The sequence below is a fragment of the Gilvimarinus japonicus genome, assembly GCF_042847215.1.
GTDB lineage: Bacteria > Pseudomonadota > Gammaproteobacteria > Pseudomonadales > Cellvibrionaceae > Gilvimarinus > Gilvimarinus japonicus.
Genome location: NZ_AP031500.1, coordinates 563,761 through 589,909 on the forward strand (window position 1 = coordinate 563,761; position 26,149 = coordinate 589,909).

21 protein-coding genes are annotated in these 26,149 nt (G+C 53.8%); 8 read left to right on the top strand and 13 right to left on the bottom strand.

Annotated features, from left to right (window positions below):
* The first annotated feature begins 66 nt into the window (after nucleotides 1–66).
* Nucleotides 67–546, top strand: a complete 480-nt coding sequence (locus ACGHAD_RS02375) for a protease complex subunit PrcB family protein (RefSeq protein ID WP_339617845.1) — start codon at nucleotides 67–69, stop codon at nucleotides 544–546.
* Between the two features lie 45 nt (nucleotides 547–591).
* Here ACGHAD_RS02375 and ACGHAD_RS02380 read toward each other — a convergent pair whose 3' ends face one another.
* Together ACGHAD_RS02380 and ACGHAD_RS02385 are read right to left on the bottom strand one after the other, a co-directional pair.
* Entirely contained in the window at nucleotides 592–2,604 is a 2,013-nt protein-coding gene (locus ACGHAD_RS02380) for a hypothetical protein (RefSeq protein ID WP_382417026.1), read from the bottom strand.
* A gap of 46 nt (nucleotides 2,605–2,650) precedes the next feature.
* Nucleotides 2,651–3,874, bottom strand: a complete 1,224-nt coding sequence (locus ACGHAD_RS02385; RefSeq protein ID WP_339617847.1) for an ATP-grasp domain-containing protein — start codon at nucleotides 3,872–3,874, stop codon at nucleotides 2,651–2,653.
* Between the two features lie 483 nt (nucleotides 3,875–4,357).
* Here ACGHAD_RS02385 and ACGHAD_RS02390 point away from each other — a divergent pair, with 483 nt between their 5' ends.
* Nucleotides 4,358–4,537, top strand: coding sequence for a hypothetical protein (locus tag ACGHAD_RS02390; protein ID WP_339617848.1), 180 nt, complete (start codon nucleotides 4,358–4,360; stop codon nucleotides 4,535–4,537).
* A gap of 92 nt (nucleotides 4,538–4,629) precedes the next feature.
* On the opposite strand, the gene ACGHAD_RS02395 is transcribed toward ACGHAD_RS02390, so the two are convergent.
* Nucleotides 4,630–5,418: an EAL domain-containing protein gene (locus tag ACGHAD_RS02395; protein WP_339617849.1), complete on the bottom strand. Its 789-nt coding sequence runs from the start codon at nucleotides 5,416–5,418 to the stop codon at nucleotides 4,630–4,632.
* A gap of 319 nt (nucleotides 5,419–5,737) precedes the next feature.
* On the opposite strand from ACGHAD_RS02395, the gene ACGHAD_RS02400 reads away from it, so the two are divergent.
* The gene (locus ACGHAD_RS02400; RefSeq protein ID WP_339617850.1) at nucleotides 5,738–5,869 is read left to right on the top strand and encodes a hypothetical protein; all 132 of its coding nucleotides are present in this window, start codon (nucleotides 5,738–5,740) and stop codon (nucleotides 5,867–5,869) included.
* Nucleotides 5,870–5,939: 70 nt separating this feature from the next.
* Here the strand turns inward: ACGHAD_RS02400 and ACGHAD_RS02405 are convergent, their stop codons facing one another.
* Nucleotides 5,940–6,293 (bottom strand): PilZ domain-containing protein, encoded by a 354-nt coding sequence (locus ACGHAD_RS02405; RefSeq protein ID WP_339617851.1) that lies wholly within the window; start codon nucleotides 6,291–6,293, stop codon nucleotides 5,940–5,942.
* Between the two features lie 112 nt (nucleotides 6,294–6,405).
* Between ACGHAD_RS02405 and ACGHAD_RS02410 the strand changes: the two genes are divergently transcribed.
* Nucleotides 6,406–7,314, top strand: coding sequence for an ROK family protein (locus ACGHAD_RS02410; protein WP_382417022.1), 909 nt, complete (start codon nucleotides 6,406–6,408; stop codon nucleotides 7,312–7,314).
* A gap of 68 nt (nucleotides 7,315–7,382) precedes the next feature.
* Here the strand turns inward: ACGHAD_RS02410 and nhaD are convergent, their stop codons facing one another.
* Entirely contained in the window at nucleotides 7,383–8,822 is a 1,440-nt protein-coding gene (nhaD, locus tag ACGHAD_RS02415) for a sodium:proton antiporter NhaD (protein ID WP_382417020.1), read from the bottom strand.
* A gap of 313 nt (nucleotides 8,823–9,135) precedes the next feature.
* On the opposite strand from nhaD, the gene ACGHAD_RS02420 reads away from it, so the two are divergent.
* The 3 genes from ACGHAD_RS02420 (at nucleotide 9,136) to ACGHAD_RS02430 (ending at nucleotide 13,763) form a co-directional block, all read left to right on the top strand.
* The gene (locus ACGHAD_RS02420) at nucleotides 9,136–9,594 is read left to right on the top strand and encodes a hypothetical protein (protein WP_339617854.1); all 459 of its coding nucleotides are present in this window, start codon (nucleotides 9,136–9,138) and stop codon (nucleotides 9,592–9,594) included.
* Between the two features lie 222 nt (nucleotides 9,595–9,816).
* The gene (locus ACGHAD_RS02425) at nucleotides 9,817–11,070 is read left to right on the top strand and encodes a hypothetical protein (RefSeq protein WP_382417018.1); all 1,254 of its coding nucleotides are present in this window, start codon (nucleotides 9,817–9,819) and stop codon (nucleotides 11,068–11,070) included.
* A 179-nt stretch (nucleotides 11,071–11,249) separates the two neighbouring features.
* The gene (locus tag ACGHAD_RS02430; protein ID WP_382417017.1) at nucleotides 11,250–13,763 is read left to right on the top strand and encodes a vitamin K epoxide reductase family protein; all 2,514 of its coding nucleotides are present in this window, start codon (nucleotides 11,250–11,252) and stop codon (nucleotides 13,761–13,763) included.
* Here ACGHAD_RS02430 and ACGHAD_RS02435 read toward each other — a convergent pair.
* The 3 genes from ACGHAD_RS02435 to ACGHAD_RS02445 are packed head-to-tail and all read right to left on the bottom strand — an operon-like array spanning nucleotide 13,727 to nucleotide 19,025.
* Nucleotides 13,727–15,589, bottom strand: a complete 1,863-nt coding sequence (locus tag ACGHAD_RS02435; RefSeq protein ID WP_382417015.1) for an acetyl-CoA hydrolase/transferase C-terminal domain-containing protein — start codon at nucleotides 15,587–15,589, stop codon at nucleotides 13,727–13,729. The two genes, ACGHAD_RS02430 and ACGHAD_RS02435, sit on opposite strands and share 37 nt — an antisense overlap.
* The gene (locus ACGHAD_RS02440) at nucleotides 15,589–17,697 is read right to left on the bottom strand and encodes a 3-hydroxyacyl-CoA dehydrogenase NAD-binding domain-containing protein (protein WP_382417013.1); all 2,109 of its coding nucleotides are present in this window, start codon (nucleotides 17,695–17,697) and stop codon (nucleotides 15,589–15,591) included. The genes ACGHAD_RS02435 and ACGHAD_RS02440 overlap by 1 nt, the downstream gene beginning before the upstream one ends.
* 14 nt (nucleotides 17,698–17,711) lie before the next feature.
* Nucleotides 17,712–19,025 (bottom strand): acetyl-CoA C-acetyltransferase, encoded by a 1,314-nt coding sequence (locus tag ACGHAD_RS02445; RefSeq protein ID WP_382417011.1) that lies wholly within the window; start codon nucleotides 19,023–19,025, stop codon nucleotides 17,712–17,714.
* A 447-nt stretch (nucleotides 19,026–19,472) separates the two neighbouring features.
* Between ACGHAD_RS02445 and ACGHAD_RS02450 the strand changes: the two genes are divergently transcribed.
* Entirely contained in the window at nucleotides 19,473–19,895 is a 423-nt protein-coding gene (locus ACGHAD_RS02450) for a CBS domain-containing protein (RefSeq protein ID WP_339617860.1), read from the top strand.
* 8 nt (nucleotides 19,896–19,903) lie between these two features.
* On the opposite strand, the gene ACGHAD_RS02455 is transcribed toward ACGHAD_RS02450, so the two are convergent.
* From ACGHAD_RS02455 to ettA, 5 genes are all read right to left on the bottom strand, one after another.
* On the bottom strand, nucleotides 19,904–20,374 hold the full coding sequence (locus ACGHAD_RS02455; protein WP_382417008.1) for a YaiI/YqxD family protein: 471 nt from the start codon (nucleotides 20,372–20,374) through the stop codon (nucleotides 19,904–19,906).
* Nucleotides 20,375–20,788 carry an alternative ribosome rescue aminoacyl-tRNA hydrolase ArfB gene (arfB, locus tag ACGHAD_RS02460; RefSeq protein ID WP_339617862.1) on the bottom strand — a complete coding sequence of 138 codons (414 nt, stop codon included), beginning with the start codon at nucleotides 20,786–20,788 and terminating at the stop codon, nucleotides 20,375–20,377.
* 50 nt (nucleotides 20,789–20,838) lie between these two features.
* Nucleotides 20,839–21,888 carry an alkene reductase gene (locus tag ACGHAD_RS02465; protein ID WP_382417006.1) on the bottom strand — a complete coding sequence of 350 codons (1,050 nt, stop codon included), beginning with the start codon at nucleotides 21,886–21,888 and terminating at the stop codon, nucleotides 20,839–20,841.
* Between the two features lie 166 nt (nucleotides 21,889–22,054).
* On the bottom strand, nucleotides 22,055–24,331 hold the full coding sequence (locus tag ACGHAD_RS02470; RefSeq protein WP_382417004.1) for a patatin-like phospholipase family protein: 2,277 nt from the start codon (nucleotides 24,329–24,331) through the stop codon (nucleotides 22,055–22,057).
* Between the two features lie 120 nt (nucleotides 24,332–24,451).
* Complete coding sequence (ettA, locus tag ACGHAD_RS02475) at nucleotides 24,452–26,116, bottom strand: energy-dependent translational throttle protein EttA (RefSeq protein ID WP_382417002.1); 1,665 nt, start codon at nucleotides 26,114–26,116, stop codon at nucleotides 24,452–24,454.
* Nucleotides 26,117–26,149 lie beyond the last annotated feature (33 nt).

Consider the following 26,149-nt stretch of genomic DNA (forward strand, 5'->3'; position numbering starts at 1 on the left):
GTCACCCCTAGGGTTCGGTGTCTATCGGGAGGGGGCGAGGATGGGCAACACGAGCAGGAATGCTACATGATATTTTGTAAACGATTACCTTTAATATTTATCTGCACCGCTCTGGCAAGTTGTGGGAGTGATGATAAGCGCGATGATTCAAGCGTGACGTTTACCTCGCTGGCCTGTCCGACCGTGCCGGGAAACTCCTCGATAAAGGAGCCCGAAACTGAAGTGATTAATGACCCTCATCGGTACCTAGAGCGCTACATGAGTGCCGATCTAAACTCCCAGGATAGTCCTCCCCATGTGGATTTTGATACTAGGACGGTACTTGCCGTGTATTCGGGTATGAAAACCTCTGGCGGCCACAGCGTGGCGATAACCGAAATCCGAGAGAGCGATGAAGCGATTACCGTAAATTACGTCGACAAAGAGCCGGGTGGGGCGTGTGGTGTGGATGGGGCGTTAACCTACCCCTATTGTTTTGTCAGTACGGCAAAAATTAATAAGCCGGTTACCTTTTCCAGTAAAACAAAAACGGTTGACTGTGATTAAGTTTTTTAAGCAATTTTAGCCACATTACTGCTGCGCTTGTGTCCGTTACACCACTCCATCACTGGCTTGCATGCCGGGGTCTGCACGGCGTTCGCTGCCCCAGCTGCGGTAGATATAACCTTTGATGGTTTCTAGCTCGTCGATGGTGACGTTTTCGGGCTCGCCACGTTCGAGTGTGTCATAGTGGAAAATATATAAACGCGAGGCAAATAGGGCAACTGGCAAAGATGATTCACCGTAGACTTCGCCGTTGTCAGCGGTATCTACTTTGACGCCGTCGCCCCAGTCTTGCCCGCTGTCGTTATTGGGGTTAAAAAAGTACACCCGCATTTCGCCGCTGGGGTCCAGTGCCACCCGTTGAATAGTAATGGCATGCCAGCCTATAAAACGAGCGGCGCTGTCGGTAACGGCAATGCCTGCTGGCTGTGGATGAATAAGCGGTTGGTTGCCGTTGTAGTAAGGGTGATAATACGCGTAAAAGTGCCGCAAAAAATCATCTAGCGCTGTGAGCTGGCCGGTTGCCACATCGACATTAATACTAAACCCCCGGCCTACCCACCAACCGTGAAACTCGGGGTTAATCCAGCGATGTGGGTCGCCCTCGCGACCAATACACAGCTGGCCCATTTGTGAGTAAACATAATCCAGATGCGGCACTAACAGTAACGATACCGGGTCGAGATCGAAAGGCAATAAACGAGTCGGGTCGTCCAGTAGTGCGCGCGATGAAATAGGTTGGCCTTCAAAGTTCATCACGATTTCATCGTCGCGCACGGCCGAGGCAATAATTTGCAGTAAGTAGTCTGGATCGTTATATGCCCAAATAGAGAGCGCTCGTGCCGATTGGCAAGTCGGGTTATTGCCTTGTCCCACGCCTAATGGCAAACCCAGCATACACAGCACGCCCTCTAATAGTCGTGTTGTTGCTGGGACTTGATTGCCAAATACCAGCTGCAAGCGGTCGTGTGACCATTCGGATAAAACTAAATGCAGTTGCCGCCACAATGATGGCGCAACTGCGGCGCGATAAAGAATGCCGCGTTCAAGCATCATCGCCAGGCCGTAAGCGGCCTGTGCGGTGGCCGGGTGCACCGCTTGCGCGATTAACGCACGGACGAGCTCACGGTAGCACAGTAGGCTGTCGCGTCCGGTGCCAGATAAGCCGAGCGCGTCGACCAATAGGTGATCGTGTTGTTCGTTTAGGTAGCGCAAAAACATGGCGTGATATGGCGACACTAAGCCTGTGTCGTGCATGGCGCGGGCAAAGCCGGTAGCTTCGGCTTGCAGTGCGGCACTGTCAAAGTATTCGATGCGTTGTTGGTATACCTCGACGCCTGGGTCTTCGCGGCACGCCTGGGTGGGGCCAAATAAACTGCTGACTAAGCGCTCGGCGCCTACACCGCTGTTACCCAAATCGACATCGGTACGAGTGCGGCAAATGGCAATTTGGGTAATCATCTGTTTGACTGGGTCAATCTGGATCGGCCGCTGACGGAGGATGCGCCAGATTTCATCGATTAACGTATCAATGACATGTTCATACCCGATGCGGTCGGCCAAGTGACGCACCAGCATCCGTGGCAGCTCGGCTAGGCGGCCCTGAGTTTCACGTTCGGCCTCGCCGGGGGAGGAGAACAGCAGGGTTAAGTTGATCGCTAAAACCTGGGTCAGGTAATGATGTGCTTGCTCGGCCGAGATGCTTGGATGAATGTAATCGCCTTTGGCAGTTGCCAGTAGGCGCAGCTCGCTTAGGGCCTCAATGGCGAGCACGTCGGCGTTATTGCTTTGCAGCGATTGTTGGGTAAGGCTGGGTACCAGGGTGTGCGGATCGGCCCAGTCGGAGCCGGCAAAGCTGCCGGCCTCTTCTATTGTTTGGGCGCGCGACTCAAGTGCCGCTGCGCCGGCCTCGGTTAGCAAAATGCGTCGCGCGGTGTCGAACACCCGACCGACTTTACCGGGTTTGGCAAAGTCGGGGGCGCTGGCAAGCTTGGCGATGGCATCGTCCATCTGTACCAGCAAACGCTGCAATTTGTCGGACTGTGGCAATTGGCTGGTCATAGGTTAGGCTTATCGCTTATAGAGTCCGCAGCTTAGCAAGGCTTCTTCATACATAAAAGTCTAATTCTTCCTGACGCTTGAGTAAGGTGTGCATTTCTTCGGCGTCCTCACCGACAAAGTACAGCAGCCCCCAGTGGGTGCCAAAGGCAGTGCGCTTTGTGACGGTCTCCTCCATGGGGGTACTCAAATCGTGCGATTCAAAATAAGGGTGGTTTTCGGTCTCTTCGGGAATATCTAAATGGCTAACAACCCGGCGGCGTGGATAAACCCCAAAGCAACCGGCATAGCCTTTGGCATCGACAATCTCGCGGGGGAAAAACTCGCTCACTTCCTGGTCGGTGGCTTTGGGGTCAAATGCCAGCATTAGCCCCTGATAGGCGTTAAACCCGTAAACTCGTTCCAGCAGCTCAAACACTTTAAAGCCCGGCGGACGATAGGCAACTTCGCCAAAGTACATTTCGCCATCGTTTGTTAAAAAGTATTCCGGGTGGACAAAACCAAAATCGATATCAAAAACTTTAATTAGTTTTTCTATTTGCTGGCGAATTTGATCGCGATATTTTTCTAGCTCTGGTGATGCTGGCACATACACCGAGTAGCCCAGAGAAACGTATTCAGAGATATTCAAAAAAGCAATTTTGCCGTTGTGTATCCAAGCCTCTACCGCAAATTCCCAACCATCTAAGTGCGATTCTATGAGCGCAGGAAATTCTTCATCGGGAATCGTGGCTACATCGTCGGGTGTGCGAATCACCCGGTGGCCTAAGCAGCCGGCTTTATCAAATGCTTTAAAGTGGATGGGGTCGGTGGGGTCGCCATCGAGTTTTAATAGGGTTTGATTAACACGCTTTAAAAAACGTACCACGTCTTCGTGATCGTGGGCCTCTTCAAAAATACCCACCCGAATGCCACCCAGCTGTGCGCGACGTTTCATGAGTGACTTATCGCGCATCAGCATGGACTGCCCAAGCAAGCGCGGGTTGTCTAGTAATACAGAGTTAATGGCACCGGCCCATTCAACGGTTTCTTCATACAAAGGCACCGCTACATCAACGCCTTCTTCTTTAAGTTTGTTGGCAATCTCAAACGAGCGTTCATTAAGCCGTTCAAAGTTCCAGGACAAATAAGGGATGTTGTGTTGCTCGCAGTACTCCTGCGCCCAATCGGGCGCCACCACGATATAGCGACGGTCGAAGGTTGCCGCAGCCTCTACTGCATTTAGGCTCCAGCCAAGTAGAGCGATATAACCTTTATTCGGATCGATATCCATAACATCCTCGCTTTATAATCAAGTGAACTGAACGGTTGGACCATAACCGGTCACATGGGGAATACATTGGAACAGTAAAGAACTCTGTTCGCCAGACTACCCACGGTACAGGGCATTGGCTGTTACCGCAAATGAATGCGGTTTAAGCGAAGGCTATAACCTGTTTAAAGCGCCACTCTAGGGCAGTAGGCCGCTGTAGCTTTCACACGTGCTACTGCTCGAGGTCACGATCGTCATAAAGTGGCATGGTTTTGCCGGATAACGCCATAACAGTGTCAGCATGGCGTAGCGATTCTCGGCTGGTCGAAAAAATGCCTATGATGTTTTGTTTACGTGTTTCGGGTTAGGTTTAGATGTATTAGGTTAGGGTTAATTTTTTGTCAAGTGAGGGTCGATATAAAGCGTTTAAGCCTTAGTGGTGTTCCTTTTCTTCCTCTGTGCTAGGTTATTTTTGTTAGCTTGAAGTAACGCTAGGGGTTTGATATGAATAAAAATATAAACGTTGGTAAGGTGGAGTGTGTGGGGCTGGTGATTCTCGCAGCGGTGTTTATTCTGTTGTTGGTAATAGCCGATTTTACTGTGGCGATAATGCTTGTATTACCTGCGGGTATAATATTAGAGCTGATGATTTTGGTTTGTAAGGCCAATAAAGCTTCACCGTGATGGCAGGTTTGTTGCGATAAGTTGGATAGTTAAAAATAGCTTAATGTGGATGGTGGCGAGGGCGATTACCTCCTTTTTACTTAAACGTTTTTTTAATGCTTATGATGCTCCGTCGGCCAGTTTACCTCTGGCAAATATTCAAAGCCGGGCCGGGCAAACAGAAAGCCCTGAAACAGATTAAAACCCACGGCACGCAGATACTGATATTCCGCCTCGGTTTCCACGCCCTCGGCGAGTGGCGTTAGGTTTAATTCGGCACACAGGGCTAAGGTGTGGCGGATAATGGCCTGTTTGACGGGGTGGCTATCTATATCGCTGAGTAGCTCGCGGTCTACCTTTACAATATCCGGCTGGAAGGTGGCGAGCATATTTAAGCCAGCATAACCCGCACCAAAGTCGTCCAGTGCCGTACGAAATCCACTTTGCTGATAGTAGCGGATGATATCGCGCAGGTGCGACTTGTCGCGTACGTTCTCCACCTCAGTGATTTCGAACAAAATGCGCTCAATGGGAAAGTTGTAACGGACCGCCGCGTCGAGGGTAGTGCGTATACACAGTTCGGGCCGATAAACCGCGTTGGGAAGAAAATTAATACTGACGTAACCGGTAATACCCAATTGCGCCGCAAGGGCGATTGCTTTGACACGGCAGGTTTGATCAAAGCGATAAAGATTGTGCTCGTTTACCTGCGCCATGACTTGCCCCGCAGATTCGCCGTTCAGGCCTCGCGCTAGCGCCTCGTAGCCCACCACCTTTTGTTGACTAACATCGACGATGGGTTGAAACGCCATGGAAAAATCAAAACCTAGTGCCTGCCCATGGGCGCAAGCGGCACACGTTAGTTCGCTGTAATCGCTGGGAGTTGTACCGCGTTTGGGCATAAGGTAAGTCCGCCTCCTCGTGTGCCGGTGATGAGCTGCTTTGCCATAGTGAGGCAGCTTTGCCGCGTTGACTTTAGCATGTATAGCGGCGGCCTTTTAACCCTGTGTATTGTGGGGCAGTGACACAGGCCTTAGCTGGACAGCGTCGCAGTGCATTAAGTGAAGTATGGTGGAAAGTAACAAGGTTGACCACTCTTAAGGTTTTTAACGACAGGTGCTTTACCTAGCTTTGCTAAGGTGCGGTTTTCAGGCTTACGTTAAGTGCGCAAATGTATCATCGCCGACTAACCTCGCAGCGTGCGCGATGGAGAAAATAGGTGTGAATAGCGGTTCGATCAATAAAGAGCGCGGGGAGCTGTCTGAACTGTCGCAAGAGTTGGTTCGCGGCGCGGCGAACTTGCGAGAAATGACGTCGCAAAATCGGCTAGCCATTGCCGAGTTTAAAACGTAAAAGGGTGGTTTCGTCAAAGGACGCTGAGGTTTACGGGCTTAGGTTGCGCTTGTGAGCGTTGCTTGCGTCTTTAGAGCAGCTCATGCAGCTCTCGCTCGGCGGCTTCGGCACCGATGTTTAGCTCCAGCATGCGGCGCAGGTGGCGAATGCTGGTTACATCAATCGAGGTGCAGTTAAGGCCGGTGTGGTCGCTCTCGCGGTGTGCCACTTGAGTTTGCATACAGATCTCCTGTTGCTCTGAAAGTGCAATCTCGGCGCGCACCGGGGCGTCGGGGTCGACCTCTTCGGGCAAAGCGCCCTCTACGAGTAACCCTTTTAAAGAGATATCAAACAGCTGGGCATGCCAATGAAAACCGGCCTGAGATAGGATGACCTCTGTGTGAAACGGAATACGATGAAAGTGGCGGCGCTCTGAGTCAGTCATGGGGTGATCCGTTATTGGTTTCGCCATAATTGTAGTCGATCTGCACGGCTCTTGCCGGCTGTTATAATGGCCTTTACAACAGCTAGCCTGCGACACCGCAACGAGACAAGTTATGACGCAATTACGAGTAGGCATTGATCTGGGCGGCACCAAAACCGAGATCATTGTGCTAAACAATACCAGCGAGGAGCTTTATCGCAAGCGTATTCCCACTTATCGCGATGATTATCAGCGTACCTTGGCGGACCTTGCGCTGTTGGTCAAAGAGGCCGAGGCGGCGGTGGGGGTCAGTGAGATTCCGGTGGGTTTGGGGATTCCGGGTACCGTATCGCGTAAAACCGGATTCGTTAAAAACGCTAATTCGACGTGGTTGAATGGCCAGCCGTTGCAAAAGGATATCTCCGCGCAGCTTAAGCGCGATGTTCAGGTCACCAACGATGCCAACTGTTTGGCGGTTTCGGAGGCGACCGACGGCGCCGGCGCCGGGTACGATTTTGTGTTTGCGGCGATTTTAGGCACCGGCTGCGGCGGCGGAGTGTGTTATCGGGCGGCGCCCTTGGCGGGGCCTAATGGTGTGGGTGGCGAATGGGGCCATAACCCGCTGCCTTGGACCCCCGAGCCACAACTGAATGCACGGCCCTGCTATTGCGGCCGCTACGGCTGCCAAGAGACGTTTATATCGGGCACAGGGGTTGCCGAAACGTATCGCTTAGCGACAGGTGCGCGCCTAAGTGGCCCAGAGATACTGGCCGCCAGCGATAGTGGCGATACGACCGCACTGCAGGTGGTCGATGCCTATATGGAGCACCTGGCTCGTGCGTTTGCGGCGGTAATTAACGTGCTGGACCCGGATGCCATTGTGTTGGGCGGCGGCGCCTCCAATGTCAGCGCTATTTACCGTGAGCTGCCTAAAAGGCTGCCACGCTACGTATTTGGCGGCGAGTGCGATACCCCGATTTTACAGGCGCAACACGGCGACTCCAGCGGCGTGCGCGGCGCCGCGTGGCTGAACCCGCTGTAGTATACCTAGGCACAAAAAAGCCCGGCAGGCGCTAACCTGTCGGGCTTTTTTGTGGCTAGCCGTATCGGTTAAAACAAGTGGGCGTTAATCCACATATGGGTGACGATACTGCCGACGTAACCCAGCGCAATTACCGGTGCCCACTTGAGATGACCGGCAAAAGTGTAGTGGCCACGGGCTTGGCCCATTAGTGCCACACCGGCGGCGGAGCCTACTGACAACAAGCTACCACCGACCCCGGCCGTGAGTGTAATCAGTAGCCACTGGCCGTGGGACATATCAGGCTCCATACTCAGCACCGCAAACATCACCGGAATGTTGTCTACCACCGAGGACATTAGCCCTAAAAACACGTTGGCGTAGGTTGGGTCCCAACTGGAGTAAAGGGTGTCTGACAGCATGGCGAGGTAGCCCATATAGCCCAAACCGCCCACGCACATCACCACACCGTAAAAGAACAACAACGTGTCCCACTCGGCACGCGCGACTTTGCTGAATACGTCAAACGGGATGACGCCCCCTAAACGCTCCAGCGCGCGCGAGTCGCCGGCGCGCTCGGCACGGGCGCGTTTGCGGGCCAGTGAACCGGGCAGGGTACGGCGTAAAAAGTAACCAAAAAACTGCAGGTAGCCAAGGCCGGTCATCATCCCCAGTACCGGCGGTAGGTTAAGCACCAGGTGGCACAGCACGGCAGTAATGATGGTAAGCACAAACAGCGACAGGATACGCAGCGCACCGCGTTTAAGCTCCACCTCTTCGTTGACTGTGCCGGGTTTACGGTTGGCGACAAAAAAGCTCATGATCAGTGCCGGTATGCCGTAATTGACCAGCGAGGGCACAAACAGCGCTAAGAACTCGTGAAAATCGACCAAGCCCGCCTGCCAAACCATCAAGGTGGTGATATCACCAAAGGGGCTAAATGAGCCGCCCGCGTTGGAGGCGACCACCACGTTAATGCAGCACAGGCTAATAAAGCGCGAGTCGTCACCGGCTACTTTTAAAATTACCGCGCACATCAGCATCGCGGTGGTCAGGTTGTTGGCAAACGATGAGATAAAAAAGGCGAGTATGCCGGTCAGCCAAAACAGCGTGCGTAGCTTAAAGCCCTTACGTACCATCCAGGCGCGCAGCACATCAAACAGGCGGCGCTCTTCTAGGGCGTTGATGTAGGTCATTGCTACCAGCAAAAACAGCAATAGCTCGGCGTATTCCAGCAGGGTATGGCGAAAGGCCGCTTCCGATTCGTGCGGCAGGCCCGCTTGGGTGTACACCCAGCCGATTAGCATCCAGATAATACCGGCGGCAACCAACACCGGCTTGGACTTTCGCAGGTGCAGCTTTTCTTCCAACATTACGACGATGTAAGCAATCACAAACAGAAAGATTGCGATGTAACCAACCACCGAGTGGGTTAGGTTAATCTCACCGGTTTCGGCAAGAGCTGAAGGCGATATGATGCACAAACATATCCCCAATAACGCGAGCGCGCGGGAGTATAGGTTAGACATTGTGGCTACCAGATTTTAGTTTTTGAGGGGGCGTGGTGCGCGGGTAGGGGTCTAGGCCTTCAAGTGCACCAATAACGCGCGCGTATATTACCACAGTGTTTCACCGAGAACAGCGGGCAAAGCCGTTAGCGGCGGGCTTTTACGGCTTGTTAAGCGATGAAAGCGCTACCATGCACAATTTAATGAATGCTCGTCGCCTCTTGCTTCTTTGCCGGCTCGTGGTTGCGCACAGTGTTGGCTAAATCACACTTTGCAAAAACTGCCGGTGCTAAGGTGAATTCACTCACATAAAAGACCTGTGCTGGAGTTCGCTATGTTGTTTAACCGCAAAAACCCACAAGCTGCCACCGAAACTTTGCGCCACGCCGGTGCGGGTGCGGCCCCCGTCACTCCAGCCAGCCCTTTGCCCAACAAGCGCGACAAGCGTATTGCCGACGTTCCGGTTTCTCGCCTCAGCACGCACGCTCGCTGGCAGCCCGCAGGTAATTGGAGCGGTATTTTTGATCTGGCCGTCTGGTTGCGTCTGCCTCAGGGCAGTGCCCACCCCCTGCAATTAGCGCTGCGTTATACCGATCAAAAAGGCGAGAAAACCGTGCTGGTGGATATCTGCAAGCCAGGGACTTACAAAAGTGCCCTGCTCAATGGCAGCGTAATGATTGAAGCGCAAGGCCGGGTTCGCGATATGGGTTTATTTTTACTGGGTCTGCCGGGGGATATCCCCATGGGCCTCGAAGAGTGGCACTTCTTGCCGCAGCTTAAGCGGGCGGTATAGGCCTCGTTTGTTTGACTCCCCTTCCTGAATCTTCCCCTTCGTCACGACCGCCGGAGCACCCTTTAGGCGCTGGCAGGTATTTCTTTATTAGGCTGCTATACTCACCCGTAGGTCGCGCGATTAAGCGATCGATTGCCGTTTTGTAAGGGACTGCTAAACCCCGCTGGTGGTCGATATAGCCGTTAAAAACAAATGCGCGCCGGTATGAAAGGATCTAACCGGATGACTGTACGCTTTACTCGAATTTTACCGCTGCCCTTTTTATGGTTATTACTGTGCTGCCACGCCGATGCGCGCGCAGATGCCGCTGTGCCCTCAGTCCGCGTGGTACTGGGCACCAACACCCCATCGGCCTACAGCGCCGATAAAACCTCCAATAGCCTCGGCCAATCTGCCGAGCTGGTACGCTGCGTTTTTGCCCACCTACCCTTCGAGGTCAGTTTGCATGTGCAGCCGTGGCGGCGCGTACAGCAAGAGGTGCTAACCGGTGCCTCTGATGGCTTCTTTACCGCCATGTCAGATCCGCAAGTAGATCAGTATGCGGCGCTTACGGACCCCCTTGTGCTAGAGAAGTGGTATTGGTTTAGTCGCTCTGATACGCCGCGCGATGCCAACCCAATCAGGTTGCGCAGCGGCACCATACTCGGCAGTCAGCAGCAGCTGTGGTACGAGCTCAATGGTCACTCCAGCACCTTATCGGCACAAGATTTACCCCAGCTTATTAAACTGCTGCTCGCCGGCCGTATCGACGTGATTCTCGCCGATCGCGAACACTTTATTGAAGCTGCCAGCGCTTTGGGCGTGACGGCTGAGCGCTATCAGGCACAGTTTTTTCGCTATGTGCCTCTGGGGGTTTACCTCGGGCGGGAGTTTCTTGCCGATAACGCCGACTTTATTGCGCACTTTAATCAAAAAATACCCTTATGCGTTCCCGAAGGGTTTGCGTTGAACCCCCGCGAAGAGGCCATTATTCGCCAGCGTGTTGAGCCGGTAGTAAACCGCTGGTTAGCGTCGCCAGCACTGGCAGGGGTACTGGCTGAGTACAATCAAAAGCGAGCTCGTTTAACCGACTCGCATATTCAGCAGCGCGACCATTTTTGGCGCGAGGCATACCGCCGGGCAGATACCGAATCGCTCGATGACATGCTGGCGCCGACATTGATGGCTGAGCTGGCACAGTGGTACGGCGAGGATGCCACGGGGTATATCAGTGAAATTATCATTACCGGTGCGCGGGGGCTTAACCTTGCCGCAGTACCTTATAGCTCGGACTACTGGCAGGGGGACGAAGCAAAGTTTCGCCAAGCTGTGGTGCAGCCGGCCGGGCAGTGGTTTTTTGACGAGGTTGTGTTTGATAGTTCCACCCATCGCTTTCAGGTGCAGGTAAGTCTGCCCGTTATGGTTGCGGAGGCCGTCGCCGGAGTTATTACGGTAGGGGTTGATATCGAGCGGGTGTTACACGAGGTCGATGGCTAAGCTGTTAGCGGTCGCGAGATGGCCCCATTAAGGCGGCCATTTTGTAAACTTTTCACTTGGCTCTGTTTTTTACGTCGTTATTTGTCTAATTCACCCGCGATAGCGGGGATTTAAATCGGCCCCAATTTTGCTCTGTAGTTAACACGGTAATGGACTAAACCTTCACAACAGAGCGTACTATGACGGATAAAACTCATAAACCCACAGTCATTATTACCGGCTGCGCCGGCAACTTGGGCAGCAGCTTAGTAGCCACGTTAAAGCAAGGTTACACAGTGATTGGCCTCGACCAAGATGAGTCGCCGTTAGCCGACGCAAGCTTTCAGGTGGATTTGACCTCGGCCGACTCGGTGCAGCTCGCCCTCGAGCGATTTGCCCGAGAGTACGGGCACGAGGTCGCCGCTGTCATTCATTTAGCCGCTTACTTTGATTTCTCGGGCGAGAAATCGCCGCTCTACGATGCCGTGAACGTCCAAGGGACTAAGCATTTATTGCAAGCACTTAAAGATTTCACGGTCGAGCGCTTTGTGTATTCAGGCACAATGTTGGTACATAAACCCGGTGTGCCGGGGCAAAAGATCACCGAGCAAACCCCCATCGCACCCGGCTGGGCTTATCCCGAATCTAAAGCGGAGACAGAAACGGTCATTGCCGAGCACGCCAGCATGCCTTATAGCTTGCTACATCTGGCCGGTCTGTACGATGAGCAAACCGCTGTTCCTACGTTGTCCCACCAGATAGCGCGTGTTTATGAGGACAGTTTAAAAAGTCATGTGTACGCCGGCAACGTCGGTGCGGGCCAAGCGTGTATTCACCGCGATGACTTAATGGCGCTATTTGCCCAAGTGATCGAGAAACGCAACGACTTACCGCGCGAGCACGTCTTGCTCGCCGGCGAAGAACACACCGTTAGTTACGAGGCGCTGCAAAATCACATAGGTGCACTTTTACATGGTGAGGACAGTTGGTATACCCGCTCGGTGCCCGAGGGGGTAGCAAAAGCGGGTGCTTGGTTAGAGGCGCGGTCAGAGCCGGTGGTGCCAGATGATTTCGACAAAGGCGAGAAGCCTTTCATTCGCGCCTTTATGATCGACATGGCCTCCGATCACTATGAGCTGGATTGCACCAAAGCCAGGCAAGAGCTTGATTGGCAGGCACAAAAAAATGTATACGATGAGCTGAAAGTTTTAGTAAAAAACCTAAAGGCAAACCCGCTTGAATGGTACAAAGCAAACGGTATAACGCCTCCCGACTGGATGACCTCGGCGGCGCAAAAAAAGCAAAACCCCGATACGCTGTTAAATAACTATCACGACTATATTGCGCGCGCCCACTACCAAAACCTGTGGGCGCCTTTTTTGACCATTGCACTGGGGGCCTGGTTGGTTACCTCCCCCGAGGCGATGGGATATGGCGATTCGCCCCTAGCCATTAGTGATCGTATTAGCGGTGCATTGTTAGGCTTGTTTGGCACCTTGGCGATTAGCTGGCGTATGCGACTGGTACGCTGGGCCAGTGTGTTGGTGGGGTTGTGGCTGATGTTCGCGCCGTTAGTATTCTGGACGCCCAGTGCCGCCGCGTATTTAAATGGCACGGTTATCGGCATTTTGGTGATTGGTTTTGCCGCACTCGTACCGCCTATTGTTGGTGTGTCGCCAGCGGCCGAAATGAGCGGGCCAACGATTCCACCGGGCTGGCGTGTTAATCCATCCAGCTGGTTTCAGCGCGCGCCGATTATTGCCTTGGCCTTAGTAGGCTTTTTAATTTCTCGTTATTTAACCGCGTATCAGTTAGGGCATATTGATGGCGTATGGGAGCCATTTTTTAGCGGGCCAAACTCCCCTGACAAAAACGGTACCGAAGAGATTATTACCTCTAGTGTCTCTGAGGCGTGGCCAGTGCCCGATGCGGGGCTCGGCGCTCTTACCTACGCGTTAGAGATTTTAACCGGCTTGCTCGGTTCTACCCGACGCTGGCGCACCATGCCGTGGTTGGTGGTATTGTTTGGGTTTATGATTGTGCCGCTTGGTATTGTCTCTATCACGTTTATCATTATTCAGCCTATTGTTATTGGCACTTGGTGCACTCTGTGTCTGCTTGGCGCTCTGGCGATGTTGATTCAAATCCCCTACTCATTGGATGAGCTGATTGCCACGGGGCAGTTTTTAAAGCGCTGTAAAAAAGCCGGTAAACCCGTACTAAAAATATTCTTTGTTGGCGATACCGATGAGGGCAAGAGCACCAAGGCGCCCGACGATTTTACCCGCTCGCCTTTAACCGTTATTAAAGACATGGTCGGTGGCGGTATTACCGTGCCGTTAAGCTTGCTCGCAGCCATACTGATAGGTGTTTGGTTAATGTTTACCCGCTTAACCTTAGGGCATGCCGATCAATTGGCTAACTGGGAGCATTTAATCGGCGCGTTGGTGGTTACTGTCAGTGTCTGCGCTTTTGCTGAGGTGGCAAGGCCGATGCGTTACGGATTGGTAGTGCTTGCGCTTATGCTCTTACCCGCGCCGTTTTTTGCCGGTGCTGGTATGCTGGCCTATGCAAGCTCGGGTATTTGTGCCGCCGCACTCATTGGTTTGGCGCTGGTGCCTTTGTCGGTGCGCGGAGAGTATGGCAGCTGGAACAAACTATTGCGGCGGGAGAAGGTTTATAGCGAGTCAAGCGCACCTAATAGTAACCATTGATACAGTTTTTCTTTGACGCCGCTCGGGGCCGCTAACGCCATGCGCGCCAGTTCATCACGGTATTGCTGTTGATTGGCGCTCAGGCCGCAGCGCAACAATGTGGCTGTGGCTTTGTTAGCGCCGGCGCTTTCTGAGAGCAGCGTTAACGCCCGGCTTAACCTTTGCTCAGTGGCGGTAAAATCGCTGCCCAGAGGAAAGTGCTTGAGTGAACCGCTATCAAAACCGCTTTTCAGTGCGCTGTGTAACCGCTCTGGCGTGTTGTGGCAAAACGCCGCGGGGACTTGATAGCTCTGGGGTAATTTTCCACGGGCTTTCGCTTCGTTAAGCAATGACTCTTGAAAGCGGGAGTCGGCAATCTCAATCATCGCGGCAATCACCTCGGCATCGCTTTTTCCTCGCAAGTCAGCGACACCGTATTCGGTGACGACAATGTCGCGTAGGTGGCGAGGAATTGTGGTATGGCCGTAGTGGGTAACGATATTAGACGATAGCTTGCCGCCGCGTTTGCGTGTGGCCCGCACCGTGATTATAGAACGCGCATTTTTTAACGCGTGAGCTTGTGCCACAAAATTATATTGTCCGCCCACACCGCTAATCACCTGGCCGTTTTCTAAGCCGTCGGATGTGACGGCACCGTCGGTGGTAGCAATCATGGCACAGTTGATAAACCGCGCGTTTTGTCGGGCTTGGCGTTTATCCTGCTCGCTGCCAAGCGCATGACCATAGGCATCGTTGATAAAGTTAACTGGCATCATCGCGATTTGCTCGCGCTTATTTTGCGGAAGCGCTTGCAGTTGTCGGTAAAACAACGGGCTTCCCATAAAAAACCCCGCATGCAGGCAGTAGCCGTTTACTGTACGGGTAAGAATACCCGCTTCTATCAGTTCGACAAACCCTTCGACGAGCATTTCACTTAAACCGTACAGACCTTGTTTAAACGGCCCGCTCTCACCTTTAGACCAGCTGGCGGCGCACTGCAATTGGTGTGTGAGTTGTTTGAACTCCTGTGGTGATTGCTGGCGCAGCACGAGTGCAGCGGCAATGGCATCGCCGATGGAGCCGATACCAATTTGCAAGGTTCCGCCGTCGGGTATTAAACGGGCGCAGTGTAGCGCTATGGCATGATCGGCGTAGCTTACCGGTTGGTGCGGCGGCATAAAAAGCGCAAAGTCGTAGGCCCGCTCGTCCAGTACTAAATCTAGCTCGTCGCTTGCGCGTATAGCGGCGCCGCCTAAAAATGGCAGTTGCCGATTAACTTGCACTGCCATTAAAAAGTCTATTTCGCCACGGCTGCGTTTGTCGAGTAGGTCGACCGTTATATCGGGATTACAGCTTAAACTGTAACTCGCGCCCAATGGCGCGGACGAGCTCTCTGGGGCAACTTGTTGAGTAATAACATTCACACCGGCGCTAATCAGGTAGTCCAAAGCATCGGTGTAGTTAATGGAGGTGTAGTTCTGTTGCACAAGGTCGCAGCCGATCCAGCCTGCAGGCTGCAAAAAAAACTCGGTTACCGATATATTGTTGGGCAGGTTTTTTTCTTTTAATGCTTGGGCGTACTCAAGGCGCGGGTAACCGCCAAAAAAGCGCTTTGAAATTGGCGCTAAGAAACGCCGGCCGAGCTCATTGGGCGCCGTAGGCGGCTCAAGTGTCAGGGCGGTAAAAATATCGAGGGTTAGGCTGCTGTCTTGGCGGGCTCGCTGGTACAAAGCATTCACTAAGTGGTTGGCTTTGCCCAAACCGAGCGGTAGGCCAAGCACAATGTGCTTGCCTACTCGCTCAATTATGTCGTCAACTAGCGCGTCGGGGGTGTGGCAGTGCTTCATTATGTCTCGGAAGACCAGCCCGCGTCAGGGGTGTAGCGCTCCCCGTGCTGCGCTGCTAATTTTTCTAGCTCGGCTTTAATTGCTGCGTGACCTCGGGCTTGACTGTAGTGCATGGGGCCACCACGGAAGGGCGCAAACCCGGTGCCAAAAATCATAGCGCCATCGAGTAAGTCGGCGTCGTCAATTACGCCTTCGCGCAAGCAACCCATACAGGTGTTTAGCATAGGCAGTAGCAAACGGTCGGTTAGGTTGTCCGGCCCGGAGGCGGCGTTGTCCGACTTTTTAGGTTTGCCTTTTTCCCACACGTACAAACCTTTGCCGGCTTTTTTACCTAAATCGCCTTTGGCGACTTTGTCCGCTAGCCACTGGGGTACCGCTGGCATGGGCTGTTCGAGTCCTGCGTTAAGCATCTCGGCCACGCCCATGCAAATATCCAAGCCGACCACATCGGCCAGCTCGACCGGCCCCATGGGCATGCCAAACTTCTCCGCAGCCCGGTCGATGGTTTCGGGGGCGATGCCCTCGTCCATCAGTACCATGGCTTCGAGCAAGTAGGGTGTTAGTGCACGGTTTACTAAAAAGCCAGGGGTGCCGGTCACGGGAGTGGGTAAGCGTTTAATTTGTCCGGCAAACGCCAGTGCTTTTTGGTAGGTGGCGTCACTGAGCTTGCTGTGGCGCACAATCTCTAGTAGCTGCATTTGCGATACCGGGTTAAAAAAGTGCAGCCCCACTAAACGGCTTGGGTCTTGTAGCTCTTGCTGTAAATCGTCCAGCGGAATACTCGAGGTGTTGGTGGCCAAAATTGCCCCGTCTTTTAACAGTGGCTCGACTTGGCTGTACACCTGCCGCTTGATCTCGATTTTTTCGGGCACCGCCTCAATGATTATATCCGCGTGGCGTGCGCCGTCGTGGGTTAAATCGGGAATCAAGCGATCGAGTACGGCGTGTTTGGCTGCGACACTCATGCGTTTTTTGTCGCACAGCTTGGCGGCGCGGGCCACAGCTTTACCGATGATTTCAGCTTTCATATCGAACAGGGTAACGGTTAAACCCTGCAGGGCACACCAACCGGCAATATCGCCGCCCATGGCGCCGGCCCCGATCACGTGCACGTGTTTGGCTTTCTCTACGCTCTCGATATTACTGGCGAGTTTTTTCATTTTTTCTTGCAAAAAGAAAACCCGCACTAAGTTGCGCGAGGCGTCGGTAAGTAGCAGCTCGGAGAATGAGTCCACCTCGGCGGCCAGCATTTTTTTGGGGTCGCCATCGGCGTTTTCCCATAAATCAATGAGCTTGCCCGGGGCGGGGTAGTGTGCCGGCGGCGCTTTAGCGGCGGCTTGGTCGCGCATTTTTTTGGCAATAAACTTGCGGGCCGGGCCGGTGTTCATCAGTTTGGTTTTAAGGCCTGGCTGTTTGTGCTTAAGCTTACCGGAAATGGCCGCGTCGATGGCGCCGTATACATGGCGCTCGGGCACCAGCGCATCAATAAGCCCGAGGCTTTTAGCGCGTTTATCGCGCACGGTTTTTCCGGTGAGCATCATGGTCATGGCCTCTACCGGGTCGATTAGCTTAACGCTGCGACCGGTGCCGCCAAGGCCTGGGTGTAAGCCTAGTAAAATTTCGGGAAAGCCGAAGCTGGCCCCAAAAACACCCACGCGGTAATCGCACACTAATGCCAATTCTAGGCCGCCACCAAAACAGTGGCCGTGTACCACCGCGACTTTGGTAAACGGGAGTGCGGCGAAGCGGTTAGCTACCGTGTGGGCGGCCTGCAATTTGTCGCGCGCGGCATTGAGGGGGTCGATTTGGCGAAATTCTTTAATGTCGGCGCCCACGCAAAAACTGCCGGCTTTGGCCGAACGCAACACCAGCGCTTTAGGCTTGTCGGCTTCAAGGGCCATTACCACTTCGTCTAGCTCTTGGAGTGCGGCTTGCGACAATACGTTGACCTCGGCGTCGGCGCAGTCGAACATTAACCAAGCGACACCATCATCGGCGACGCGCAACTGCCAGTGCTGCCACGCTGTGGCGACGTGACCACCAGCTTCACTAAATGGGCCTATGGCTTTTGCCCGGTCGCTCAGGGTTTTAAGTACTAATCCGTTCATAAGTTTCTCCTGGCTTAGAGCATTTCGATCAGCATGGCGCCGGCTTGGCCGCCGCCGATACACTGGGTGGCAATACCGCGTTTGAGGCCTTTTCGCTCCAGCGCGTTTACCAAGTGCAACACTATGCGGTTGCCGCTGGTGCCTACTGGATGACCAAGGCTGATGGCACCGCCATCAATATTAAGCCGTTCGCGGTCAAATTCACCCAATACACCGTCAATGCCAAATACACCGTGGCAAAAGTCTTTGTCGTTCCAGGCGGCAAGACAGCCAAGCACCTGCGCGGCAAAGGCTTCGTTTAGCTCCAGCAACTCGATGTCGTCGAGGGTCATGTTGTTGCGAAGGGCCAGGCGACCAACGCTGACGGCAGGCCCCAGTCCCATAATTTCGGGCTCTAGCCCCGACCACTCGCTGTCGCGAATTACGGCTTTGGGTTTTAAGCCGTGTTTTTTAACGGCCTCTTCGGAGGCGAGAATTACCCAGGAGGCGCCGTCGGTGATTTGCGAGCTGTTGCCAGCGGTGACCTTGCCGTAGGGCCGCTCGAATACTGGCTTAAGCTTGGCTAGGTGCTCCTCTGAGCTGTCGGGGCGCACCCCGTCATCATGGGTGTAGACGCTGCCATCGCTGGCCACCATGGGCATCACTTCGTTATCGAGCCAGCCGGCTTTTTGCGCCTCGGCCAGACGCAGATGGCTGCGCACCGCATAGGCATCGGCATCGGCTCGGCTGATATTAAATAAGTTGGCGACTACCTCGGCAGTCTGGCCCATATTTAACTCCACCACCGGGTCGGTCAGGCCTTTTTTAAGGCTGATCTCGGGTTTGAAGTAACCGGGCTTGAGTTTGAGTAGATGCTTGAGTTTGTCGGGTAGTGAGCGCGCTTGCCCTAATTCGGCCAACCACTTGGTGGCGTCATCTTGCAAGATGAGTGGCGCGTGGCTAAGCGCTTCGGCGCCGCCGGCCAAAATTAAATCGTCGTTGCCCTCGCTGATGTAGCGAAACGCGGTTTCGATCGATTGCATGCCCGAGCCGCAGTTAATTTGCATAGTAAAGGCGGGCATAGTCTCGCCAAGGCCCAGGCGCAACGCGGCAATACGTGCCGGGTTCATCTCGGCGGCAATTACGTTAACACAACCCAAAATGACGCGGTTGAAGTTCTCGGCGGCTACCGGCTGACGCAACAACAAAGGCCGGCCAGCCTGGACGGCTAAGTCGACCGGGGTAAAGGGGCCGGGTTTGCCCCGTGCTTTGATAAACGGGGTGCGCGCCCCGTCGACGATATAAACCGGGCGGCCGCCGTTGGTGCTGGCCTGGGTGTGCAAGCTCATAGAGGTTCCTTTTTGTTGTCCACTCACAGGGTTTCAGTATGGCAGCAAAACCATGATTATGCAGATATTGTAAGCCACCTGAGCGCCCATTAGACGCTTACATTGCTGTCTTGTTTGGCGCCGTAAGGTGGTAGCGTTTGTGATAAAGGTAGCAGGATTGATGCCGATTTGGCGCCTTTGTCGGTTTGCCCGCCGGAGCGGCCCAGTGGGCGGCCTAGCTCGCTGGCACCTAAACCGGAGCTTATCTCGGGCTAAGAATATTGCAAAATTTACCAGTTACGGTGTTCTCTACAAGATTTAAGTCGCCATAGTAAGCCCGCAGCGAGGCCTGGCCGCGAGCGGCGTGCTGGCATGGTGTTTGCGAAACTGCTGGGGAAGGCATTGGTTCGTTGTGGGTTCGACTCCGCTGCACCAATGGTAACGCGTAATAGCAAACAGGAGAGCGCAATGAAAGTTCAAGATGTAATGACGCAGAAGCCTGAATATTTAGATGTTAACGCCAGTATCCGCGAAGCCGCTTTGGGGATGCGTGAGTCCGGTCGCGGTTTTACCCCGGTAGCCGATCATGAAAAAATTGTGGGTATCGTCACCGATCGCGATATTGCCCTGCGCGCCGTGGCCGAGGGTAAAAATGGCGATGATAACGTCGGCTCTATTACCAGCGGCAAAGTATTGTATTGCTACCAGGGCGATCAGTTATCGGATGTACTGCAAAACATGCAAGATCAGCAAGTGCAACGTTTGATTGTTTTGAACAACGACAAAAACAAAGATTTTGTCGGGGTGGTAAGCTTGGCGGATATTGCCAATCACTGTACAACGGACGATTTAGGCCGCCGCGTGGTTAATGCGTGCCGGCACTATCATTAATATCCCGGTTAATGCTTGGGCCGCTTAGCCAGCCAGCGATCCAAGGCGTTGGCAAAGCGCTGGCGGTCTGCTTGCGACAGCGCGGGTGATCCACCCGTGTCTATGCCACTCGAGCGCAAGTTGTCTAAAAAGTCTCGCATGTTCAACCGCGCTCGAATGTTTTCTTTGGTATAAAGCTCGCCTCGGCTATTAAGTGCCGTAGCGCCTTTGTCGACCACATCGGCGGCCAGCGGAATATCTCCGGTAATGACCAAATCGCCGCTATTCACCCGCTGATGAATCTCGTTGTCGGCCACATCAAAGCCGCGCTCAACTTGGCGGAATTGAATGTAAGGTGACTTGGGTATTTGCAGCGACTGATTGGCCACTAGGGTTACCAGCACCTGAGCACGGTTAGCCGCCTTAAAGAGAATCTCCTTCATGGCGACGGGGCAGGCGTCGGCATCGACCCAGATTTGTGTGGTAGCAAGCTCCGTCACTTATAAGTCAACTTTGCCGCGCAACTGTTTGGTACGCCCGCGCTGAGTTTTTTTGTCCATACGCTTTAATTGCGAGCCGCGGGTGGGCTTGGTCGGGCGCCGCGATTTACGTTGCACACCTGCCTGTTTAACTAGCGCTTGTAAGCGCGCGAGCGCATCGTCCCGGTTTTTTTCCTGCGTGCGAAACTGCTGCGCCTTGATGACGATAACGCCTTCTTTCGTAATGCGTTGATCCGTCATCTTAAGCAGTTGCTGTTTGTAAACATCCGGTAGGCTTGAGCGGCGGATATCAAAACGCAGGTGCACGGCGCTGGAAACTTTATTGACGTTTTGGCCCCCCGCGCCTTGCGCGCGGATGGCGGTCAGCTCGATTTCCCAGTCGGCGATTTGCACATTGTTAGTAATAAATAACATGGCGCTAAAGTATCGCAACCGGGAAGTAAAAGAAAGGCCTTAACTGCGAGCTACATGCTTGGATAGTCGGTATAACCTGCAGCACTGCCGCCGTGAAAGGTGCTCGGGTCGGGCTCGTTTAGCGAAGCATTTTGGGCAAAGCGCTCGGGCAAATCCGGGTTGGCGATAAATTTAACCCCAAAGGCGACGGCGTCGGCTTTGCCTTCGGCCAGCCATTGGTTCGCCTGATCTTTTTCAAAGCCTTCGTTGGCAATGTACACACCGCCAAACAATTGTTTTAAGTCAGGCCCCAAGCTGTCGTCCGCCTCGTGCTCTCGGCTACAAATAAACGCTAGTTGGCGTGTGCCCAGCTCGCGAGCGATATAGCCAAAGGTTTCGGCGGGGTTGTCATCGCCCATATCCTGGCCATCGCCGCGTGGCGCTAAGTGCATGCCGACCCGGCCGGCGGGCCACACCTCTAGCACGGCGTCGGTCACCTCAAGCATCAATCGCGCGCGGTTTTCGAGGGAGCCGCCGTAACGATCGGTGCGCTGGTTGGTGCTGGTTTGTAAAAACTGATCCAGCAAGTAGCCATTGGCGCCATGAATTTCTACCCCGTCAAACCCGGCTTTTTTGGCGTTTTCGGCGCCCTGTTTAAATTGTGCGATTACCTCGGGAATTTCTTCCAGCTCGAGTGCTCGCGGGGTTACGTAATCTTTTTTCGGGCGCACTAAGCTCACGTGCCCGGCCGGCTGAATAGCGCTGGGGGCGACAGGCAATTCACCATCCAGATAAAGTGGGTCGGATATACGTCCTACGTGCCACAATTGCAGCAGTATTTTGCCGCCCTTGGCGTGTACTGCATCGGTAATTTTTTTCCAGCCCGCCACTTGGGCCTCAGACCAAATGCCCGGCGTGTCTGGGTAACCTACGCCCATGGGGGTTACCGAGGTCGCCTCGGTTAAAATCATACCGGCGCTGGCGCGCTGGCTGTAGTACTCCAGCATTAGCTCGTTGGGCACTCGGCCTTCACTGGCGCGACAGCGGGTGAGTGGCGCCATAATAATGCGATTGGCAAGTGTTAGCTCGCCGAGGGTAATTGGATCTTGCAGGCTGGGCATGGTAGCTCTCCGTTCTGGTTGGGGCTAAAGTTCACGCGAGGCAGGTTTCTATCGGTTGCCTGATAATAGATATGGGGCGCATGCCGGTCATATCAATCCTTGACCAGCATGGTTAACGAAACTTGATTGTCGCCCGTAGCAACTTGGTGCGGCTTTATCTGTTGCGCTAAAAGGTGACGCCCAGGTAAACGTAGGCACTTTTTTTACCTGTGTCGGATTCGCCGTAGGCTAGGTAGGTGGGGCCTAGAGGGCTGTCCCAGCCCAAAAATAAGCTGCCGCTGCGAATCAAATCGCTGTAATCAATAGCGTCTTGATCCTGCCATGCGTTGCCCGCCTCGTAAGAGAGGCCAAAATACAGCGGCAGGTTGAGTATGCGATAGTCGTTATCGGCAATTCGATAGGTATATACAACACTTGCAAAACGTGTGTGCTGGCCAGAGATAAAATCGCTCTCATTACCTGATAAGTTTAAAAAACCGCCTAAGCTGTATGAGCCTACCAGTGACAGGGGATCGTCGTTAAATGTGCTTTGCAGTTGTAAGCGACCGCGCAAACTGTGGCGACCAAGCGATAGCGCTTTGTTTACCTCAAGCTCGACTTGAGTGGCGTTATCTTTAGTGCCAAAAAGGCTGATGTTGCTGCGCTTAATGGCCGATAATATCTTCCAGCCGCGCACCGGAAAGCTGGCGTTATCTAGGCTGTCGTAATCGATGGTTAAGACACCACCTTGTTCTCGGTAGTCTACCTCCGGTTGTGCAAGTTCGGCGGCGATAATAGCGGGTAAGGTAAGGTTGCCGTCCGAGTAGGTGTAACCGGTAAAAATATCCAGGCGGTCGTACGAATCCCACCCTACGCCCGTGATCGCGCCGTATTCGTTAGAGATAACCTCGCCAAAGGATTTCCCTTCAAGGGTGTACGAGAATACATCCCGCTCGGCAAGCATTCTGCCGCTGGCGTAAAAGCCAGAGGTTCTAAGTGGCCAGTAGAGTGCGGTGTTAAAGCTTTTCTCAGTGCCGAACGCAGCGGTGGTGTACCACTCGGCGCCGTACGGTGATAGGTTAGTGCGGCGGTATGAGGCGCCCAGCTGGTAGCGACTAAAAGATTTGAGGTTGTCTTCAAACGATAGTTTAAAATCTAAATAGCCTGGGCCCCACTCTTTTTCCTCAACCACAGTATAAAGTCGGTTGCGCTCATCTTGCTCGTCTATGCTGGAGCGAGCGCGAGCGATAGTGCCTTGACCGTATAACCGCTCGATCCCTTTGCGAATCTCCCACGGCGAATAGGCACCGCCGGCGTGGATTTCCATGCGGTGCAGAATATAGTCATCGCTAAGGCGGGTGTGGTTAATCAAGGATATATCGTCAATGGTGATTTTGGCATCGCCACGTAAAGATTTCGCCGGGCTTTTGGGTACGGCACTGCCACTTATTTGCGCAACGCTGGCACTGGTCTCAAAAGCCGCTATGGTTGCATCGTAGCCTTGGTCCGCAGCGCTGGCTGCTTTGTCAAAGCTCAGTAGGGTGACCTCGGTGAGCTCGGGGTGGATAAGCACGTCTTTTTCGGTGAGTAAGTCGATTTGTTGGCGGACGTTTTCTTCAGTTAAAAAGCTGGTGAGTTGCCGCAAAATACTAAGGCCTGATTGTAGGTCGTCACGAGTCATCGCCGGTGAGCCAATGTCTACGGCAATCACCATGTCTGCCCCCATCTCTTGGGCAACGCTAATGGGTAAGTTATTGGCGATACCGCCATCGACAAGCAAGCGTCCATCGCGTTCAATGGGGCGCACCACACCGGGCAGTGACATGGAGGTTTGCAGTGCGGTGGTTAAATCGCCGCGTTTTAGTATGACTTGCTCGCCGGTTTCTATGTCGGCAGCTACTGCGCGAAAGGTGATAGGCAAATCGTCAAAGCTTTTAAAGATAACGTGGGTGCCCATTAGCTCATCAAGCAGTGATTTCATCCCTTGTCCCTGCAGAAAACCTTGGGGCAATTTTAGGCTGTGGCCGTCAAACCCTAAACCTAATTGAATGGGGAACTCGTCAATTTGCCGCTTGCGGCGATTGGGAATTTGGCTGCGCGGTAGGTCGTCGTGGTAGCCGGCGTCCCAATCGGCTTGTTCAAACAGTTGTAGAATTTCGTTGGAGGTTTTACCACTGGCGTAGAGCGCGCCGACAAAGGCGCCAATGCTAGTGCCCACCACAATATCCACCGGGATGCCGCGCTCTTCCAAAGCGCGAATTACCCCGATATGGGCGCCACCGCGGGCGCCGCCGCCACCCAATACCAGCGCGACGCAAGGGCGGTTAAGCTCGGCGGGGCAGGGGGTGGTCGCTGCGTAACTTTGATTGGCGCCGCTGAGACAGAGCAGAAGTGCCAAAAGCATTAACGCGATTCGCTGCATAGGGTAAAGCCTTGCCGACCAAGACAAACGTGTAGCGGTCATTAAATAACGTTAAGGGAGCAATTGCCAGTGCAGTGCTTTAATGATGGGAGTGATATTGGGTCGAGCGGAATAAAAACAAATGCGGCGGATGCCCGTTGCAAGCATCCGCCGCGCGAACGATTAAGCTTTTAACGGTTTGTATTTAACCCGCTTAGGCTGGGCGTCGTTACCCTTACGTTTGACAAAGTCTTCGTGGTAATCGGTGTAGTTACCTTCAAAAAAGACCGCTTCTGAGTCGCCTTCGTACGCCAGAATATGGGTGGCAATCCGATCCAAAAACCAGCGATCGTGCGAAATAACCATCACGCAGCCGGGGAAGGCTAAAATCGCGTCTTCCAGTGCGCGCAAGGTCTCAACGTCCAGGTCGTTTGATGGTTCATCCAGCAGCAAAACGTTGGCGCCTTGCTTTAGGGTGTTGGCCAGATGCAAGCGGCCGCGCTCACCACCGGATAACTCGCCGACGCGCTTTTGCTGATCGGAGCCTTTAAAATTAAAGCGCCCCACGTACGAGCGGCTTGCTACTTCGTAGTTGCCGATGCGCAAAATATCTTGCCCGCCCGAGATTGCCTCCCACACGGTTTGTTTGTCTTGCAGGTTTTCGCGGCTTTGCTCAACGTAGGCCACATTCACGGTTTCACCTAGGGTGATGGTGCCGCTATCGGGTTGTTCGGTGCCGGCAATCATACGGAACAAGGTCGACTTACCTGCACCGTTACCGCCGACAATGCCCACCACGGCGCCTTTGGGTACGCTCATGGTTAGGTTGTCAATCAACAAGCGATCGCCATAGCCTTTGCTGACGTTTTCCAGTTCGATAACTTTATCGCCCAAACGCTCGCCAGGCGGAATGTAAATCTCGTTGGTTTCGTTGCGGGTCTGAAACTCTTGGCTTTGCAGCTCGTCAAACCGTGCCAAACGCGCTTTGCTTTTAGCCTGGCGGCCTTTAGGGTTGGTGCGCACCCACTCAAGCTCGGCTTTAATGGCTTTTTGGTGCGAGGCTTCGGCTTTGGCCTCTTGCTCCAGGCGCTTTTCTTTGGTCTCAAGCCAGTTCGAGTAGTTGCCCTCGTAGGGGATGCCGTAACCGCGGTCCAGCTCTAAAATCCACCCGGCGGCGTTATCCAAAAAGTAGCGGTCGTGGGTAATGGCGACCACGGTGCCACTAAAGGTTTGCAAAAACTGCTCTAACCAGTGAACACTCTCGGCATCCAAATGGTTAGTGGGCTCATCCAATAGCAGCATATCGGGGCGCGATAACAATAACCGGCACAGGGCGACACGGCGGCGCTCACCACCGGATAGTTTGGTGACATCGGCATCCCAGGGGGGCAGGCGCAAGGCGTCGGCGGCGATTTCCAGGGTGTTGTCCAGATTGTGGGCATCCCACGCCTGAATGATATCTTCGCAGCGCGCCTGCTTTTTGGCCAGCTCGTCAAAGTCGGCATCGGGCTCGGCGTAAGCGGTGTAAATACCCTCCAGTTCGGCCAGTGCATCCACGGCCTCGCGCATGCCGTCTTCCACATTACCGCGCACGTCTTTTTCCGGGTCGAGCACCGGCTCCTGCGGCAGGTAACCGATTTTAATGTCGGGCATCGGGCGGGCTTCACCGTTAAATTCGGTGTCAACGCCGGCCATAATGCGCAGCAGGGTAGATTTACCCGAGCCGTTTAAGCCCAGCACGCCGATTTTGGCGCCGGGGAAAAACGACAAAGAGATGTCTTTTAGAATTTCACGCTTAGGCGGGACGACTTTGCCCACCCGATTCATGGTGTATACGTACTGTGCCATTTAGCTTGCCTCGTGCTGGCCGCCAGCGGGCGG